The organism is Thalassoroseus sp., from assembly GCF_984380535.1.
Window position 1 is genome coordinate 191,128 of the sequence record NZ_CFHRBF010000009.1, and the last position, 15,645, is coordinate 206,772.

11 protein-coding genes and 1 pseudogene are annotated in these 15,645 nt (G+C 53.3%); 5 read left to right on the forward strand and 7 right to left on the reverse strand.

All coding sequences use genetic code 11. The features are described from left to right. Nucleotides 1-106: 106 nt before the first annotated feature. Nucleotides 107-1,456 (forward strand): Gfo/Idh/MocA family protein, encoded by a 1,350-nt coding sequence (locus AC5DDB_RS14325; RefSeq protein ID WP_491740414.1) that lies wholly within the window; start codon nucleotides 107-109, stop codon nucleotides 1,454-1,456. A 69-nt stretch (nucleotides 1,457-1,525) separates the two neighbouring features. On the opposite strand, the gene AC5DDB_RS14330 is transcribed toward AC5DDB_RS14325, so the two are convergent. Together AC5DDB_RS14330 and AC5DDB_RS14335 are read right to left on the reverse strand one after the other, a co-directional pair. Beyond that, a complete protein-coding gene (locus tag AC5DDB_RS14330; RefSeq protein ID WP_491740415.1) occupies nucleotides 1,526-2,554 on the reverse strand; it encodes an AI-2E family transporter in 1,029 nt (342 codons plus the stop codon). A gap of 226 nt (nucleotides 2,555-2,780) precedes the next feature. Continuing rightward, nucleotides 2,781-3,824 (reverse strand): glucose 1-dehydrogenase, encoded by a 1,044-nt coding sequence (locus tag AC5DDB_RS14335; RefSeq protein WP_491740416.1) that lies wholly within the window; start codon nucleotides 3,822-3,824, stop codon nucleotides 2,781-2,783. A 355-nt stretch (nucleotides 3,825-4,179) separates the two neighbouring features. Here AC5DDB_RS14335 and AC5DDB_RS14340 point away from each other — a divergent pair. From AC5DDB_RS14340 to AC5DDB_RS14355, 4 genes and pseudogenes are all read left to right on the forward strand, one after another. Further along, nucleotides 4,180-5,504: pseudogene (locus AC5DDB_RS14340) on the forward strand (high affinity choline transporter 1). A gap of 36 nt (nucleotides 5,505-5,540) precedes the next feature. After that, nucleotides 5,541-6,356 (forward strand): 2-keto-4-pentenoate hydratase, encoded by an 816-nt coding sequence (locus tag AC5DDB_RS14345; RefSeq protein ID WP_491740417.1) that lies wholly within the window; start codon nucleotides 5,541-5,543, stop codon nucleotides 6,354-6,356. Nucleotides 6,357-6,583: 227 nt separating this feature from the next. Then, nucleotides 6,584-7,882 (forward strand): tagaturonate epimerase family protein, encoded by a 1,299-nt coding sequence (locus AC5DDB_RS14350; protein ID WP_491740418.1) that lies wholly within the window; start codon nucleotides 6,584-6,586, stop codon nucleotides 7,880-7,882. A 105-nt stretch (nucleotides 7,883-7,987) separates the two neighbouring features. After that, nucleotides 7,988-9,397 (forward strand): arylsulfatase, encoded by a 1,410-nt coding sequence (locus tag AC5DDB_RS14355; protein ID WP_491740419.1) that lies wholly within the window; start codon nucleotides 7,988-7,990, stop codon nucleotides 9,395-9,397. A 72-nt stretch (nucleotides 9,398-9,469) separates the two neighbouring features. On the opposite strand, the gene AC5DDB_RS14360 is transcribed toward AC5DDB_RS14355, so the two are convergent. From AC5DDB_RS14360 to AC5DDB_RS14380, 5 genes are all read right to left on the reverse strand, one after another. Further along, complete coding sequence (locus AC5DDB_RS14360; RefSeq protein WP_491740420.1) at nucleotides 9,470-10,252, reverse strand: 3-keto-disaccharide hydrolase; 783 nt, start codon at nucleotides 10,250-10,252, stop codon at nucleotides 9,470-9,472. 37 nt (nucleotides 10,253-10,289) lie between these two features. After that, complete coding sequence (locus AC5DDB_RS14365; RefSeq protein ID WP_491740421.1) at nucleotides 10,290-11,072, reverse strand: NYN domain-containing protein; 783 nt, start codon at nucleotides 11,070-11,072, stop codon at nucleotides 10,290-10,292. A gap of 129 nt (nucleotides 11,073-11,201) precedes the next feature. Continuing rightward, nucleotides 11,202-11,588, reverse strand: coding sequence for a hypothetical protein (locus tag AC5DDB_RS14370; RefSeq protein WP_491740422.1), 387 nt, complete (start codon nucleotides 11,586-11,588; stop codon nucleotides 11,202-11,204). A 32-nt stretch (nucleotides 11,589-11,620) separates the two neighbouring features. Then, on the reverse strand, nucleotides 11,621-13,006 hold the full coding sequence (locus AC5DDB_RS14375; RefSeq protein WP_491740423.1) for a DUF1552 domain-containing protein: 1,386 nt from the start codon (nucleotides 13,004-13,006) through the stop codon (nucleotides 11,621-11,623). Nucleotides 13,007-13,103: 97 nt separating this feature from the next. Continuing rightward, a complete protein-coding gene (locus tag AC5DDB_RS14380; protein ID WP_491740424.1) occupies nucleotides 13,104-15,407 on the reverse strand; it encodes a DUF1592 domain-containing protein in 2,304 nt (767 codons plus the stop codon). Nucleotides 15,408-15,645: the final 238 nt, after the last annotated feature.

The window sequence follows — 15,645 nt, forward strand, 5'->3', positions numbered from 1 at the left end:
CCAATACACTTTCGTCGACTGCCTGGGGCAGTTACAGTGAAAGGATTCGGGAATCTCCCCACTCTGGGATTCCCCATTTTTTCGTTGATTCCTGCCCGAGGAGAGTATGATGAACCGTCGTGAAATGCTGACCAATACGGGACGTGCCGCCGCAGCCGGTGCAATCCTGGCCGCCGCCGCTCCGCATGCGTTCGCGGGCGAGGACGACACGATTCAAATCGCGTTGGTCGGGTGTGGTGGACGCGGCACGGGCGCGGCTGCGAATGCATTGTCCGTCCAGAACGGCTCGATCAAACTCGTCGCGATGGCCGACGTCTTCGCCGACCGCTTGGAGCCAAGCCACAAAACGCTGACGACGCAATTCCCCGATCGCTGCGATGTTCCCAAAGATCGACAGTTCCTTGGCTTCGATGCTTACAAGAGTGCGATGGATTGCCTGAAACCCGGCGATGTCGTCATTCTGACAACTCCACCTGCGTTCCGTTGGGTGATGTTCAGCTATGCGATCGAAAAAGGTCTGAACGTTTTCATGGAAAAACCCGTCACCGTCGACGGGCCGTCCACACGCAAAATTCTCGCGCTCAACGAGAAAGCCCAAGAAAAGAATCTCAAAGTCGGCGTTGGGTTGATGTGCCGACACTGTGAGATTCGCGGCGAACTGTTCAATCGCATTCAAGATGGCGAAATCGGGGACGTGTTGTTCCTGCAAGCTTATCGGATGCTAGGCCCAGTTGCCTCAGCGTTCTCGAAGCGTAAACCGGATGACATGGACGAACTGGAATACCAAATTCGGCGGTTCCATTCGTTCCTGTGGGCGAGCGGTGGCGCGTACAGCGATTTCTTGATCCACAACATCGACGAATGTTGCTGGATGAAAGATGCATGGCCGGTTGAAGCCAAAGGCTCCGGCGGTCGGCATTATCGCGATGACTATATCGATCAAAACTTCGATACCTACTCCGTCGAGTACACCTTTGAAGACGGCACCAAGTTGTTCCTCAACGGACGCAATATGGTGGGCTGTCACAATGAGTTTGCCAGTTACGCACACGGATCGAAAGGCTCGGCCATTATCTCCGCGTCGTCGCACTCACCAGCTCGCAGCCGAATCTTCGAAGGCCACAAGTTCGATCGTAGCAAGATCAAATGGCAAGGACCGCGACGTGAGCCGAATCCTTACCAACTCGAGTGGAATAATTTGATCGCTGCAATTCGTGAGAATAAAACCTACAACGAAGTGGAACGGGGTGCGAAAGCTAGCCTCGTGACTTCAATGGGACGAATGGCCGCTCACACGGGAACGGTCGTCACGTTCGACGAAATGCTCAACTGCGAACACGAGTTCGCCCCGACTGTTGATCAACTCTCGATGAACTCACCGGCTCCGGTTCAAGCCGGCCCTGATGGAACCTATCCTGTTCCAATGCCTGGTCTGGAAACCAAACGCGAATACTAGGCCAACTGCGTTTCGTTCAATTTCAAGAAGCCCATGGTGTCAGCCGTGGGCTTCTTTGATTGTGGCTCACTAGGTTCTCGCTTCAGACGGGTCTCGACCGAGAGTGTCAATGAGATAGATCTCCTGCACAAGTAGCATCGTGACGACAGCTAACGGTTCGGCAAGTAATACGCCTAAGACGCCAGCAAGCGTCCCAAAAACAAGTTGGCAAGATAGCGTAATCACGGGCGGCAAAGCGACTTGGTGTTCGGCGACAAACGGAGTCAGAAAGTAGCTTTCCACAAACTGCAGGCCTGTGTAATAGATGGCCACATAGAGCGCGACATCGACTCCTTGCTGCAGTCCGATTAGCATCGGTGGAATGGCAGCAATCACTGGCCCAAAGTTAGGGATGAATGTTAATAATCCTGCGATCACACCCAATGTAATCGGAACGGGAATATTGAGGAAATAAAGACCGATGATCGACCCAATGGTGATGATGACCATACTAAAAAGTCGGCCCAACATCCATTTCCATAGCGAGTTATAAAGTCGATCACAGATCTCGTCAAAACGCTCGTGAAGTTGGTCCGGAAATAGTAAGCGAACACCATCTCGATAAAGCTGACTCTGATATGCGAAGTAGAACCCAAGAAACAGAAAGAGAATGAAGCCACCAAATGCGGAAAGCGTGAATGAGATCGTCGTTTGAACCGTCGAGAAAAGTCGTTTTGTGATATCGGACGACTTTCCATTTCCTTGAATAACATTTTGATAGATTTGATTGTTCTCAAGACGGTTGAGCAGGCTATCGCTGGACGACTGCAGTTCTTTAGTCAATTTGCCGATCTGCTCGACAATTTGATTTCCCATTAGGTAGCCGCCACCAATCATCAAAGTGAGAAGTGTAATGACTACCAGCGTAAATGCAGTCTCGTATTTCAACGAAGTCAATTCTGCAAGTAGGTGACTTAGTTGCGTCAGGAATACTGCGAGTATGATCCCTGCAAAGAGGATGAGTATCGCTTGAAACAATGAGGTAAACAGCCATAGTCCGACGACTGTTACTGCAACAATACCGGCTGCAATCCAAACCCGTTTTGGATACGAATTCACAAGAGGTGCCTCGAAATTATTGATTGAGTTTGATCGCGAACAACAACACGTCTGTTACCGACTTCATGACTGGTGGTCGACAAGGGAATGTCTCTAGTATTTAGCAAATATTAGTTCGGGCGAATGACACGAATAGAGGTGGCTCAAAAGGTGTGAGGTTATCATGGTTGAGGCCCTGTCTGATGAACTGTTAAAAGACTGTTAGCCAAGACTGCGTTGTGGCAGTTTAGTCGAAGGTGATCACGGTTTTGATATCATCTTGCTGACGGTCTAGCATTTTGTGCCAATTGTCGATGGCGATTTTGCGAGTAATCAGTTGTTCGAGCCATTTCTGGTCGGCTTTCATGAGTGCATCAGCGGCTAGTTCGTAGTGATCGCGGTTGGCATTTACAGTGCCGAATATGACATCGTTCTCTAACACGATCCGTCGATTGAGTTCGGCCCAATCGACGCGAATTTCTCGTTGCCCGGATGAAATTCCTGTGAGGCAAACGATTCCGCCGCGTGCGTTGCATTGTGTCGCTTCGTAGACGAGTTGGGCTACGCCGGTGCATTCTACGACAATGTCGGCTCCACAGCAGGCTTCCTCGACACCATTATGGTGATACGTTGCACCGAGTTCACGAACAAGTTTCGGTTTGAGACCATCTTCCGCAAGATCTAAGACGTGAACATCGAATCCGCGTTGTACACCCAGCAAGGCGGCTAGCAATCCGATTGGTCCGGCACCGGTCACTAGTACACGGTTCGGTGACCAATGAGCCCGGTTGCCTATTCGCTCGATGTGTTGCCAAGCTTTGGCAACGACGCTTGCCGGCTCAACAAGTACGCCGACACTCTCTAGACTAGGATCGAGTTTGACGGCATGTGTTGAAACCACACGGAACCGCTCGGAACAAAAACCGTGAAGGCCTTTGATTCCATGTTCCGTATACTTTTCGTTGGTGCACATATCCCACTCGCCGACGGCACAACTCGGGCAGGGGACTGGATCGGGACGCCTTACAACTCCGGCAACAAGATCACCCGGCATCAGCTCACTAGTCTCTGGCGCTTCAAGCACGCGTCCAAGTGATTCATGGCCGAGAATGAGATAGTTCTCGTTATTCGGAGCGGTTCCGTACTCTCCGGAGATGATTTCCCGATCCGTCCCGCAAACTCCGACCATGAGTGTTTCGACTAACACATCACCTGTCTGAGGATCGGGTTCGGGGACATCGAGCAGCTTGGCGGAGTTCGGCACGCCGGGATAGACAACAAGTGCTTTCATGATCGATCCTGCGTTAAAGCTTCGAACGGTCTGAAACCTTCGATGTAGGTTATGTGATCCGATTCTCAATTCGTACCCAATTATCACCACCAATGTTGGAAAGGGTAGCTGTTTGGCGTGATGCTTTTCTGCACGAACGTCGCCGGATATAGTTCGATCAAATTTTTCGGTCGTCCATAATTTCGGGGGCGGGCATCCTGTGAACGTCGATCCTTCATTGAAATGGTTGCTCGCGATTGCATTGGTCATCTACTTGATCGTCATGTACGTGATCGGGTGGTTGGCTCAGCGGAAGATTCAAACGTCGGAAGATTTTCTGGTCGCCGGACGCAAGTTGCCTTTGTCTCTGGCGTGGATGACGCTCTTAGCCACTTGGTTTGGTGCAGGAACGCTCCTTGCGGCTGCGGATGAAGTCCGCAACGAGGGGCTTCGGGCTGCTGCGCTCGACCCGTTCGGTGCCGGTTTCTGTCTGTTGTTTACCGCTGCGTTTGTTGCTGGGCCGATGTGGCGGATGCAACTGTTGACCGTTCCCGACCTCTTCCGACGCAAGTTTGGAGCCCGAGCGGAACTCCTTGCCGCATTAGTACTGGTGCCGAGCTACTTCGGTTGGATCGCGGCTCAGTTTACGGCTCTCGCGGGCGTTTTGGAGCTGTTCTTCGGCATTCCGATGACGTGGGGGCTACCCATTGTAGCCGTTGTGGGAACGGGCTACACGCTCTTGGGGGCATGTGGTCGGTTACGTTGACCGATGCCGTTCAAATTTTATTGGTCATTGGTGGTCTGATCGTGCTAGCGGTCGTCACCTTGACTCAACTTGGCGACGGAAGTCTGACGCACGGAATTCATCGTCTCGGGACGGAAACAGACCCGGAGAAACGCATTTTGATTCCCACAAACGAACTTGCGGCATTCTTCGGTTGGTTGGGAGTTTTCCTGACCGGAGCATTGGGGAATGTGCCAGGCCAAGACTTGATGCAACGCGTGTTCGCTTCAAACTCTGCGACCACTGCACGTCGCGCCTGCGGCATCGCGGGAGTGATGTATTTGAGTGTCGGTTCAATACCGTTGTTGTTGGCACTCAGCGGCGATTTATTATTCCCCGACAGTGTGAACTCCGAAATTCTCCCTGCGATGGCCCACGCGTTTCTCAGTCCGGCCGTGGCAACAATTTTTCTGGTGGCATTGTTGTCGGCGATTTTATCAACGATCGACAGTGCCATTCTCGCCCCAGCCAGTATTCTGGCTCAGAACGTGTTTCCCACCGAGAACAACGAGGCGGCTTTGCGACGGAACCGTTGGTCGGTGCTGTGTGTGGCGGTACTCAGTCTTGGTATGGCCTACCGGGGGGAAGACGCTTATGCATTATTAGAAGAGGCCTACGCGTTTACGCTCGTGGGGCTGTTTGTCCCAATGATGATTGGTCTGTATTCCCGCCCGCGAACGGCGGCCAGCGGTATCGCCAGTATTCTGACCGGAGTTGTCGTCTGGTGTGTTCATTTTGCCTTCGGTTGGGAGACGGCATTCGGCCCGAACGTAGGTTGGGAATTTCCCGTTTCACTGTTCGCTACCCTGATGGCGGCGGTCGCGTATTTTCTCTGCGAACCGCCCTGGAAAACTTCTTGGACGACGACCACGGATGTCGAACAGCCTGGCAGTTCGACTGCGAAGGTGGGAGAATGAAGATTTGCGTTCCTCATTTTCACTGCAGCGAGCCCAATGACACAATTGTCTCCGGTTGAAATCGAACAAGCCGCCCGGCAACTTCTGCAAGCTCGCTCGAATTCGCCGAGACCGATTTCCCACTTGCCTGCGGAATGCCGACCGAACAGCGTAACGGACGCAATGGCGATCCAAGATCGTCTGCATGACTTGCTGACCGAATCAGGACGGGGCGAAGTTGTGGGGACGAAAATTGGTTGCACCACTCCCGTCATGCAGTCGTATCTTGGGATGTCGCATCCCTGTGCCGGGGGGATTTTCGCATCAACAGTGCTGCACGGCGGTGGCGAAGTGAAGTTCGACCAGTATTTGCATGTCGGCGTGGAATGCGAAATCGCCGTCCGAGTGGGAAAGACAATTCCGCCACGAGAACAACCCTACCAGCGTGACGAATTGGTCGACCATGTCGATGCCGTCTTTGCGGCCATCGAAATTGTTGACGACCGCTACGTCGATTTTCACAATCGTGAACCGGATTGGAAAACGTGGGTGGCGGACGATTTCTTCGGTGCCGGTTTGGTGTTGGGGCCACCCATCGTCAATTGGCAGTCGTTGGATTTGGCTGCGGTCGGTGGAGAGATGCGAATCAACCAGAACTCGGTCGGACGCGGAGTCGGTCGCGAGATCATCGACGGGCATCCCCTCGAAGCACTTGTATGGCTTGCCAACACGCAGTCCGTTCGAGAACGGGAAATTCCTGCAGGGTGGTTGGTCACTCTTGGGAGTGTGGTTCAGACGCAATGGGTTGCCCGGGAGGACCTTGTTACTGTGACGCTGACGGGGCTTGGCGAGACATCCGTGCGATTTCGATAGAACCGCGACAAGAAACCGCAGGCTTTCATTCGTCAAGAAGACCGATTATTTTCGATCGAGGTCTGTTACGGTTTTCGATGTTCGTTGCGACCGCTGGTTGGCTCGACTCGGAAAGTGTCACGGTGAATCGTAAACGTCTCGAAATATCCCACATCGCCAAGTAATCTCTATCGGATGTCACTGCAAGATTCTGTGCACGTGATGTCACTCCTTCGATCGGAAATTTCATGAGCGCTTCAAACACCGCCTGTGTTCCGCTTGGGCTGAGTCCAAGTTTCGGTTTCGGCGACCGGATTGGACTTGCAACGCCGGGGCATGTCGCGGCCATGCGTCGTGCGGGGGCCGGCATTCGTGCCATTTATCCGCAACAATCGATTCGAGAAATGACGCGGACCGCACGGACTCCACAAGCTGTCATGGATGATGCAATGCATGCCGCCATGCAGTGCCGTTGGACGGATCCCATCGGTGCCGACGCTGATCACCTGAAAACCGAGAACGATGTCGATGTGACTGCTGCCGTCGGATTCACGTTTTTCACGATCGATCCGTCCGGACATGTCGACCAACACGCCGACGATTACGATGAAGCCACACTTTCGGAGAACTTCAGCCAGGTCCGCGACGAAATGGCCTGGTTGGAAGACTATCTCGAAAAGTCCGTCACGCTGGCCAATGGTACGACCATCGAGTTTACGCCGGAGGCCTGCCAACGAGCGGCCGTCAAATATGGACGAGCCATCCAACATACGTTGAGTCTGGCGAAATACATTGACCAGGTTCATCAGAGCAACGGTCGTGAGTACGAAATCGAACTTTCCGTCGACGAAACCGAGCAGCCGACAACATTGGCCGAGCATTACATTATTGCCGATCAATGTCTGCGTCATGAAATGAAGTTGGTTAGCCTGGCGCCGCGGTTTATCGGTGACTTTGAAAAGGGCGTCGATTTCAAGGGCGACTTGGCCGCGCTGGAAGTGTCACTCAAGGATCATGCCGCCATTGCAGACAAGCTAGGACCGTACAAACTCAGTTTGCATTCCGGATCGGACAAACTTTCGATGTACCCCGCTTTGGCCCGTGCTACCCAAGGGCGGTTTCACGTTAAAACGGCGGGGACGAGTTACTTGGAGGCACTCCGCGTTGTGGCACGACACGATGAAGCCCTCTTCCGTCGGCTAATCGAGTTTGCCCGTTCGCGATACGAAGAAGACAAAGCGACCTACCATGTGTCTGCGACTCTCGAATGTGCTCCACCGCCGACCGAATTGAACTCCGCTGAGGAACTCGAACGCGAGTACCTCGAACTCTGGTCGGAAGTGCCGGAGGGCAAAGGTTTCACGAAACCAGGCCGTCAAATTCTGCATTGCACGTTTGGTTCTACGCTCACGCACCCTGAGTTTGGTCCTGCCTTGCGGAAGATTCTCGAGGCTCATCCCGACACCTATACCGAAGTGCTCGCAGACCACTTCGCCCGCCACCTGCAAGCACTGTCGGAAGGGTTAGAAGTCCCGATGAAAGTTTGACGCCAGACTGTCATGGTCGAGTGCGTCGCGACGCATTGGACTTGTGAGTTTATTCAGGTGCGTCGCGAAGCATCCGAATTGTCTTCAGAAAAGGAATACTCCCACATGTTGCCAAGAGTTGTTACCAGTTTTCTACTGACGTTATTCGTCGCCTGCGGAGTGAATCCGTTGTTCGCGAAAGACTCGAAGGAGAAAACGTCCCGACCGAATATTGTCTATATCCTCCTCGATGACGCCGGCTATGGAGATCTTTCCTGCTATGGCCAGTCGCATTTTCAAACTCCGAATATCGATCGTCTGAGTCGAGAGGGAATGAAATTTACCCAACACTATGCCGGTTGTACGGTGTGTGCTCCGACGCGGTGTGTTCTGATGACCGGCCAACACACCGGGCACTGCTATATACGAGGTAACAAAGAAGCCAAACCCGAAGGGCAGGAACCCATTCCTAGTGAAACAGTCACACTTCCAGAACTGTTGAAAACAGCGGGATATGTCACTGGTGGCTTTGGGAAATGGGGACTCGGTTCACCCGGGTCGGAAGGTGACCCTGTCAATCAAGGCTTTGATGAGTTCTATGGTTATAACTGTCAACGCGAGGCACATAACTACTATCCGAAACATCTCTGGCACAACACTGAAAAAGTGATGCTCGACGGTAAGACATACTCGCACGATCTGATCATGAATCAGGCTTTAGACTTTGTGCGAGAGCATCAGGATCAGTCGTTCTTCTGTTACCTACCCGTAACTATTCCCCATGCCGCTATGCATGTGCCGGGGTCGTACTCCGATCCGTTCCGGAAGAAGTTTTCGCAGTTTAATGGCAAAATTGGTCGGTATTCCGGACCGGAAGTCGACAACCCAGTTGCTGCGTTTGCCGGGATGATGACTAAACTCGATGAAGACGTCGGTCGACTGCTCGATCTGCTCGTCGAACTCGATATCGATGAGAACACGATTGTCATGCTGACATCCGATAACGGCCCACACTTAGAGGGTGGACACGATCCAAAGTTTTTCGATAGCAATGGACCGCTCAAAGGGTTTAAACGTGACCTGTATGAAGGCGGGATTCGTGCACCGTTTCTTGTGCGATGGCCAGGACATGTGCCCGAGAATACTACAAGTGATTTGATATCCGCTCATTGGGATATTTTGCCGACTTGCTGTGAACTTGCCGGCGTGGATGTCCCCAAAGATACCGATGGGGTTTCACTCGTGCCAACACTCCTCGGTCACGCAAACGAACAAACGCCACATGAGTATCTCTATTGGGAATTTCATGAACGCGGCGGTAAACGGGCGGTCCGATTCGGGAAGTGGAAAGCCGTTCAACTCAATCTCAATAAGAAGAAAAGCTCGCCGATTGAACTCTATGATTTGTCGAAAGATATCGACGAGTCCGACGACATCGCGACTAAGCATCCCGATATTGTCAGTCAAGCGCAGACAATGTTTGAACAGGCTCATACGCCATCAAGTATTTGGCTGTTCCCATTCGATAAAGAATAGACCGCTTCCATTTTGGTTGACGTAAAAAAAGCCCGTCGATTGGAATCGGCGGGCTTTTTCTGTTTCAGGGGTCTATTCTTTAAGTAGCATGATTTCGATCTTCCGAAATTCACAGGGGTGACTTTCGGATTGTAGGGAAATCGTGCCGCCCGTTAGCATGACAGTGCCCGCTTTCTCGGCTAGCATTTTCGAGTGAGCTTCGCCTTCATCGAGTTGCGGTTTCGAATAAGTCAGCACTTCCTCACCATTGATGAAGTGTTTGATGACGCCGTCGCCATGAGCTTCAACTTCCGCTGTGACCCATTGTTCGCCCCGGTAGGTTTTTGAAGTTGAACTTGTGCAGTGACGTTTGAGGAGTTTGCCGTCCATCACGACGTGCGTGTACGGCGTGCAAAGATTACCAGTAGTGCGTTTGCCGGTTTCAGCGCCGCCGAGAAGTTGAACTTCAATCGAAGCGGGGAAGTCTTGGTCGACTTCCATTTGTTCCGGTGATTCGCCGTGAATCATAATGCCGCTGTTGCGAATCGCCCATCCGGGGCCGCCTGAACACTGTTCGCCGACAAAACGATATTCAAGTCGCAATCGATAATGCGAGAACGGCTTGTTATAGAAAATGTGCCCGAAGGTTTCGTTGAATTGATCGTAGCCTTCATAGCCAACTTTCATCACACCATCTTCCACGCGGAAGGTGTTCTTGTAGTTGTCGCCGGCTTTATGGTGTCGGATTTTAGGCGTCCAGCCGTCTAGGTTTTTTCCGTTGAACAGCGAATACCATTCACCGACTTTCGGGCCACCATCGGCATTCGCTATGGTTGCGAATGAGAGTAGACAGAGCGCTGCGAACGCGAATTTCATCGAGTCTCTCCATTGAGATGTCATGGGGTATGTCTAGTTATTTCATGCGACCGCGACGCACTTTGTAGTTGCCGCGACTTTCGTCATAGTCGAGAACGACGAGGTGTTGGTCTTCTAAGTCTTCCAGTAGATCGGAAAAACTTTCATAACCATAGTAGCCTTCGTTGAAACCAGGGTAGACGCGTCGAATGGCTTGTTTCAACATGGAGCCCCAAAGCGTGTCGTAGTCTTGATCCATCGATAGCAAGACTTCCATGACGCGGTCGCTGGCTTCTTGCTTTTTGTCTTTGTCGGAGAGCTCTTTTTTGGGCTGGGTCGTTTTCGGAGGAGTCGGTTTCTTTTGGGCAGTACGGATGAGGTCATCGTAATAGATAAACTCATCAGAGTTACTAATCAGCAAGTCCGATGTCGAACTTTTAACACCACAACCGATGACTCGTTTGTTGTTTTCTTTGAGTTTCGAAACTAGCGGCGAGAAGTCGCTGTCACCCGAAATCAGAGCGAACATGTCGATGTGGTCTTTGGAATAACACAGGTCCAAAGCGTCGACGACCATCCGAATGTCGGCACTGTTTTTGCCGCTCATTTTCGTTTGGGGAATGTCGATGAGTTCGATGCCTTGGCCGTGGAACTCGCGGACGGCATCTCCGTAATTCCGCCAATCACAATAGGCTCGCTTGTAAACGATGCGGCCTTTCTTGAGCAGCCGTTTGAGGACGAGTTCAATTTGAAAACGCCCCGCTTTCATATCTCGCACACCGAGCGCGAGGTTCTCAAAGTCAATGAAGACCGCAATGAGCGGTTCAATCGATTCACTCATCCTGAATTCCGCAGTGTCAAAAAGCCATAGGGTTGGTTCGCCGGTCGACTCCATCGCGGCGTCGCAACCAAGATAACAAATTGCGTCACGAAAAGTGACTGTGACACGGGGAATTGGAAAAGCGGGGGATCAGGCCTGCGTCAAACGGCGAATTCGGAGTTCCGCGATACCAATGAGAATGAGGTCACAAACGCTCGTGAGTACCGTGAGCCGAAAGCACGAAAATGTGGGGGCATAAGCCTGCGGATGTCCTTCCGGGAAAAACGTGGGCGAGTATTCGTATGCGAGGGCCAGGCCGATCAAACAATACACCAGACACGCGAGAAACTGGGCTCGCGGGGCAATCAACCAGCAACCCAGGAGACCCACGAGAGGCATCACCACGGCGGCCACGTATTCGAACGGAAACGGGACGTCCAACCGGATCGCCGGTTCCGTCACCAGGGAAATGAACATGCCGCCAAGCACAGACACCGGTAGATAAACGAACAAGCATATCCAGCGGAAAGCAACCATTCCACCGCTCCGTTGGTGTTCGATCAGCAGCTTTAACTCAATCCTGAAAGTGCCGCCGTGCTGTCACCGAACGAATCGGCTTCGATGCCCATGTGATGCAGCATCGTGAGATACAAGTTGCACAGCGGGGTGTCGGTTTTGGCTCTCACACGACGACCGGGGCGGATGAGTCCGGTACCGCGACCGGCGAGAATGATCGGCAAATTGTGTGGATCGTGCCGGTTGCCGTCGCGAAGCGTGGAACCGAAGACAACCTGACTATTGTCGAGCAGTGAGGAGCCGGCTTCGTCGAGACTCTTCATTTTCTCGAGGATGTAGGCAACTTGTTCGATATGCCAAGTGCCGATTTTCTCGTATTGGGCGAGCATCTTCGGTTCGTCGCGGTGGTGCGAAATACCGTGAAAACTGCCACGAACACCATCGAGGAACGAGAAATTCCGCCCCGTTTGGGCGTTGCCGAACATGAAAGTCGCGACGCGGGTCGAGTCGGTCCACAGTGAAAGCACGAGGATATCGAGCATCAGTCGCACGTGCTCGATGTGTGTTTCCGGGATGCCGGGTTTGGGGCGGGAAAGATCGAACTTACCCTCATTGATCCAACGCTTCTGCGGTTTCAGGGCGTTTTCAATTCGGCGTTCGACGCTTCGTACGGACTCGAGATATTCATCGATTTTGACTTTGTCTTCGCTGCCAACGCGGTTGCTGAGTCGTTTGGCATCTTCGAGAACAAGATCAAGCACGCTGGTATCGTCACGGGCCAACGATTTCACCACGGCTGGTTGACGCGGCGTGAAACCAGAAACGACGGGTTCTGCCGGACCAGTGCGGAACAGGCGATCGAAGGCCAACCGTGGGACGATTTCTTTCGGGACCGGCGTATGGGGATCACGCCAAGCGATGTGCGATCCATAGATTCGGGTGAAGCCGCCGCCGATGTTGTCGACACCGGTATATGCTTCGTCCACGCCAAGTTCGAACGACGGCAGCGGTGTGCGATCGCCGATTTTCGCCGCCATCAGCTGATCGACGGACGTCCCGCCGGTGTCCATATCGCGACCAGACGTGCGGACGACGAACCCGCCGGAGAGAAATGCCGGCACCTTCGGCCAGTGACCGTTCCGCCCGACGGTTTTTTCGTTCCACAAATTCTCTAGCAGCAGGATTTCGTCCTTCACGTTCGCCAAGGGTTTGAGCATCGGGGTGATTTCCCACGATTCCTCATCGCCGGGCGGCGTCCAATGGTCTGGCCGAACCCCATTCGGCATAAACAGAAAGACGCTTCGCAACGGCGGTTTTTCCAGGGACTCCGCGGCCGATGCACGGGGGGCCATCGCGTTCAGCCAAGGCAAGGCCAACGCAGCACCGGTTCCACGTAGCACAGTTCGACGAGAAATTGGTCGCGAAAGTCGCAGATTCATGGAAATTCCTTGGGTGTCATGAAATCGCTGGATGAATTCGGTTCCGCTGTTTCAAGATGGATTTGATTCTAACACATGGTTCGGTCCAAAAGCATCGTTAGTGTTCGGATTGTTGCGGGCGAGATCGCATGCGGAACGGCGTGCTGAGAACGATCTCGCGGACCAGGGTTCGCGATTGGTAGTTATCTTCTGCGACCGTCGTGGTGATTTGACTGATCGTGCAGTCATCGGCATCGGTCAGGCTGCGACCCAACGCGTAGCCAAGCATCTTTCGTGTTAATTGTCGTAGGAAGTCGTCTTTTCGATTTAGAAGTGCTTTTCGCAACCCGGTTGGTCCGTCGATGTGCTCTCCTGTCGGTAACGTGGCGGTGGCATCGATCGGTTGTTTGCCGTCTTTGTCACGCCAACGTCCAAGAACATCGAAGTTTTCCAGGGCAAAACCGAGAGGGTCCATCAGATTGTGACATGCCGCACACGCTGAGTGATCACGGTGCATCGCGAGTTGTTCGCGGAGCGTCTTTTTCTCTTTGCTGCCACGCTTGAGTTCAGGCACATCGGGCGGCGGCGACGGGACATGCACGCCGAGCAGCGTTTCTAACACCCAACCGCCTCGCAGGACGGGACTCGTTCGGTTGGGATACGACGTGAGCATGTGCACGCCTGCCGTTCCCAACACGCCACCGCGTCGTTGATCTGGCAGTTTCACCAGTTCCCACGGTCCGCCATCGTTTTCGCGATATTGGTTGAGCAACCACTTTGAACTGGCATTTTCGGGCGGTTTCACGAATCCGTAATGCACCTGCATGCGACGATTGAGGACCGTGTAATCGGATTCGATCAATTCCAGTAAACTGCGGTTGTTCCGCAGGATGTAGTCGAACAATTTGAACGGTTCGGCTTGCATGTCGAACACGAGTTTGAAGGTAAATTGGTCGCGAAACGTGCTGGTGTCCGGGGCGTGTCCATTGCCGACTTTCTGCGTGCCTAGCCATTGCCCGATAAATTGCTCCGCGAAGATTTCCGCTTTCTGATCGTTCAACATGCGGTCGACTTGCGAGATGAGCACGTCACGTTCGTGGAGTTTTCCGGCGTCTGCGAGCCGGTTTAGTTCGTCGTCCGGCATCGAAGACCACAGGAAGTACGAAAGCCGCACTGCCAGTTCGTGATCGGTGATGGGTTCGATCTTGTCTCCTTTGGGGTCGTTCTCGACGCGAAACAGAAAATGTGGGGAGACCAGAACGGCTTTCAACGCCAGTTTCACCGCCTCGGGATAGGGGTCTTCCCGCTCGGCGGCTCGATCGTACAGTGAGAGGTACGGTTCGATTTCGTCATCTGTCACCGGGCGACGGAATGCTTGACGAGTGAAGTTCCTCAGAATCTTGCGTGCGTCTTCGCGGGGGGCTTTCGGCTCTTCGTTGAAAGAGCGGCCAAAAATCCGGCGGTGGTTTTCCTGTTGGCTTCTTTTGGGGTCCTGCCGGTTCTCGGCAATTTCAATCCGATGAATTGTCAGCGGTGTTTCTTGTGTCTGGAGAGTCACGGCGTGCACACCGCGTGACAGCCGCACGACGGCGGTCTGTTGGATCGGCTTGTTCCGCTCACCAGTGAATTCGAAACGGTTCGCAGCGATGCCATCAATCTTGAGAGCGGTTTTGGCGGGGTGATCGCCGGCGGTTGCTGCAGTCACACGGATCGTGTAGTCCCCGGCGACATAGATGGTCAGAAAAGCATGAGCCGACGCTTTTGCGGGCAAATCTCGATTGGAACTCGGTTCGGATTTCGAAACGATGTCGAGATCATCGGGGCCGAACGTTTTCTTGATTCGCGGTGTTACGATGGCGGCATCGAGGGCGGTTGTGGCGGCTTCGAGGTAGCGTTCCATCAGAATGGGGGGAAGAAACAACGTCTCGCCGTTGTTGTTGAAGCCTTCGCCGCCGGAACCGTCCACGGGGAACGTGTCGGAGACATCGAGATCGACACCAAGCAAATCGCGGATGGTGTTGTCGTATTCGACGCGGTTCAATCGGCGACTCACCACTTGACCGGCGTACTCGCCAAGTTGGCAGGCGGTCTCTCGGAGTGTGTTGTCGATCCAATTGGCGATCCGTAGGCGATCTTCTTCACGCGGTTGGGGGGCGTCCGCGGGGGGCATTGTGCGGTTGCGGAGTTGCTCGGCGACGTTCTTCCACAAGCCTCGATGCTTCGCCACCGCGTTTGCGTCTGTAGCTTTCAGAAACGGCACCACGTTTTCCGAGTCGTCTGGATCGTGACAATCGCCGCACGACTCCACCAAGACCGGCCGCAACGACTCCGCGAAATACGTCGCCGATTCCGGTTTGAGTTCCGCCGCAATCGTCGTGGAATTTGCGAGGACTGTGATCACAAAAAATTGAACGCAGCGCATAGGGGGCATGCTTCAGGAAAGAAATTCGGGCGGGATTCGTCTCTGGCAGTTTACCAGGAAACATCGCCACGAACACCCCGGATTAGCAGATGATCAGACGTAAACAGTACGGCAACCGATGTTCGTGGCGGGCGGAATTACCGGGGTGATCTCTTGTGAGAGGAATTGCGTGGCGTTGCAAATTCGTGGTAGGTGTTCGATGATTCGCCGATTAGGATTCTTTCGTACCGATCAGCCA

Excerpts from the sequence above, each read along its gene's own strand:
- AC5DDB_RS14335 (WP_491740416.1), bottom strand. The coding sequence starts at position 3,824 with ATGAAAGCACTTGTTGTCTATCCCGGCGTGCCGAACTCCGCCAAGCTG.
- AC5DDB_RS14350 (WP_491740418.1), top strand. The coding sequence starts at position 6,584 with ATGAGCGCTTCAAACACCGCCTGTGTTCCGCTTGGGCTGAGTCCAAGT.
- AC5DDB_RS14355 (WP_491740419.1), top strand. The coding sequence starts at position 7,988 with ATGTTGCCAAGAGTTGTTACCAGTTTTCTACTGACGTTATTCGTCGCC.
- AC5DDB_RS14365 (WP_491740421.1), bottom strand. The coding sequence starts at position 11,072 with ATGAGTGAATCGATTGAACCGCTCATTGCGGTCTTCATTGACTTTGAG.
- AC5DDB_RS14345 (WP_491740417.1), top strand. The coding sequence starts at position 5,541 with ATGACACAATTGTCTCCGGTTGAAATCGAACAAGCCGCCCGGCAACTT.
- AC5DDB_RS14360 (WP_491740420.1), bottom strand. The coding sequence starts at position 10,252 with ATGAAATTCGCGTTCGCAGCGCTCTGTCTACTCTCATTCGCAACCATA.
- AC5DDB_RS14325 (WP_491740414.1), top strand. The coding sequence starts at position 107 with ATGATGAACCGTCGTGAAATGCTGACCAATACGGGACGTGCCGCCGCA.
- AC5DDB_RS14375 (WP_491740423.1), bottom strand. The coding sequence starts at position 13,006 with ATGAATCTGCGACTTTCGCGACCAATTTCTCGTCGAACTGTGCTACGT.
- AC5DDB_RS14380 (WP_491740424.1), bottom strand. The coding sequence starts at position 15,407 with ATGCGCTGCGTTCAATTTTTTGTGATCACAGTCCTCGCAAATTCCACG.
- AC5DDB_RS14370 (WP_491740422.1), bottom strand. The coding sequence starts at position 11,588 with ATGGTTGCTTTCCGCTGGATATGCTTGTTCGTTTATCTACCGGTGTCT.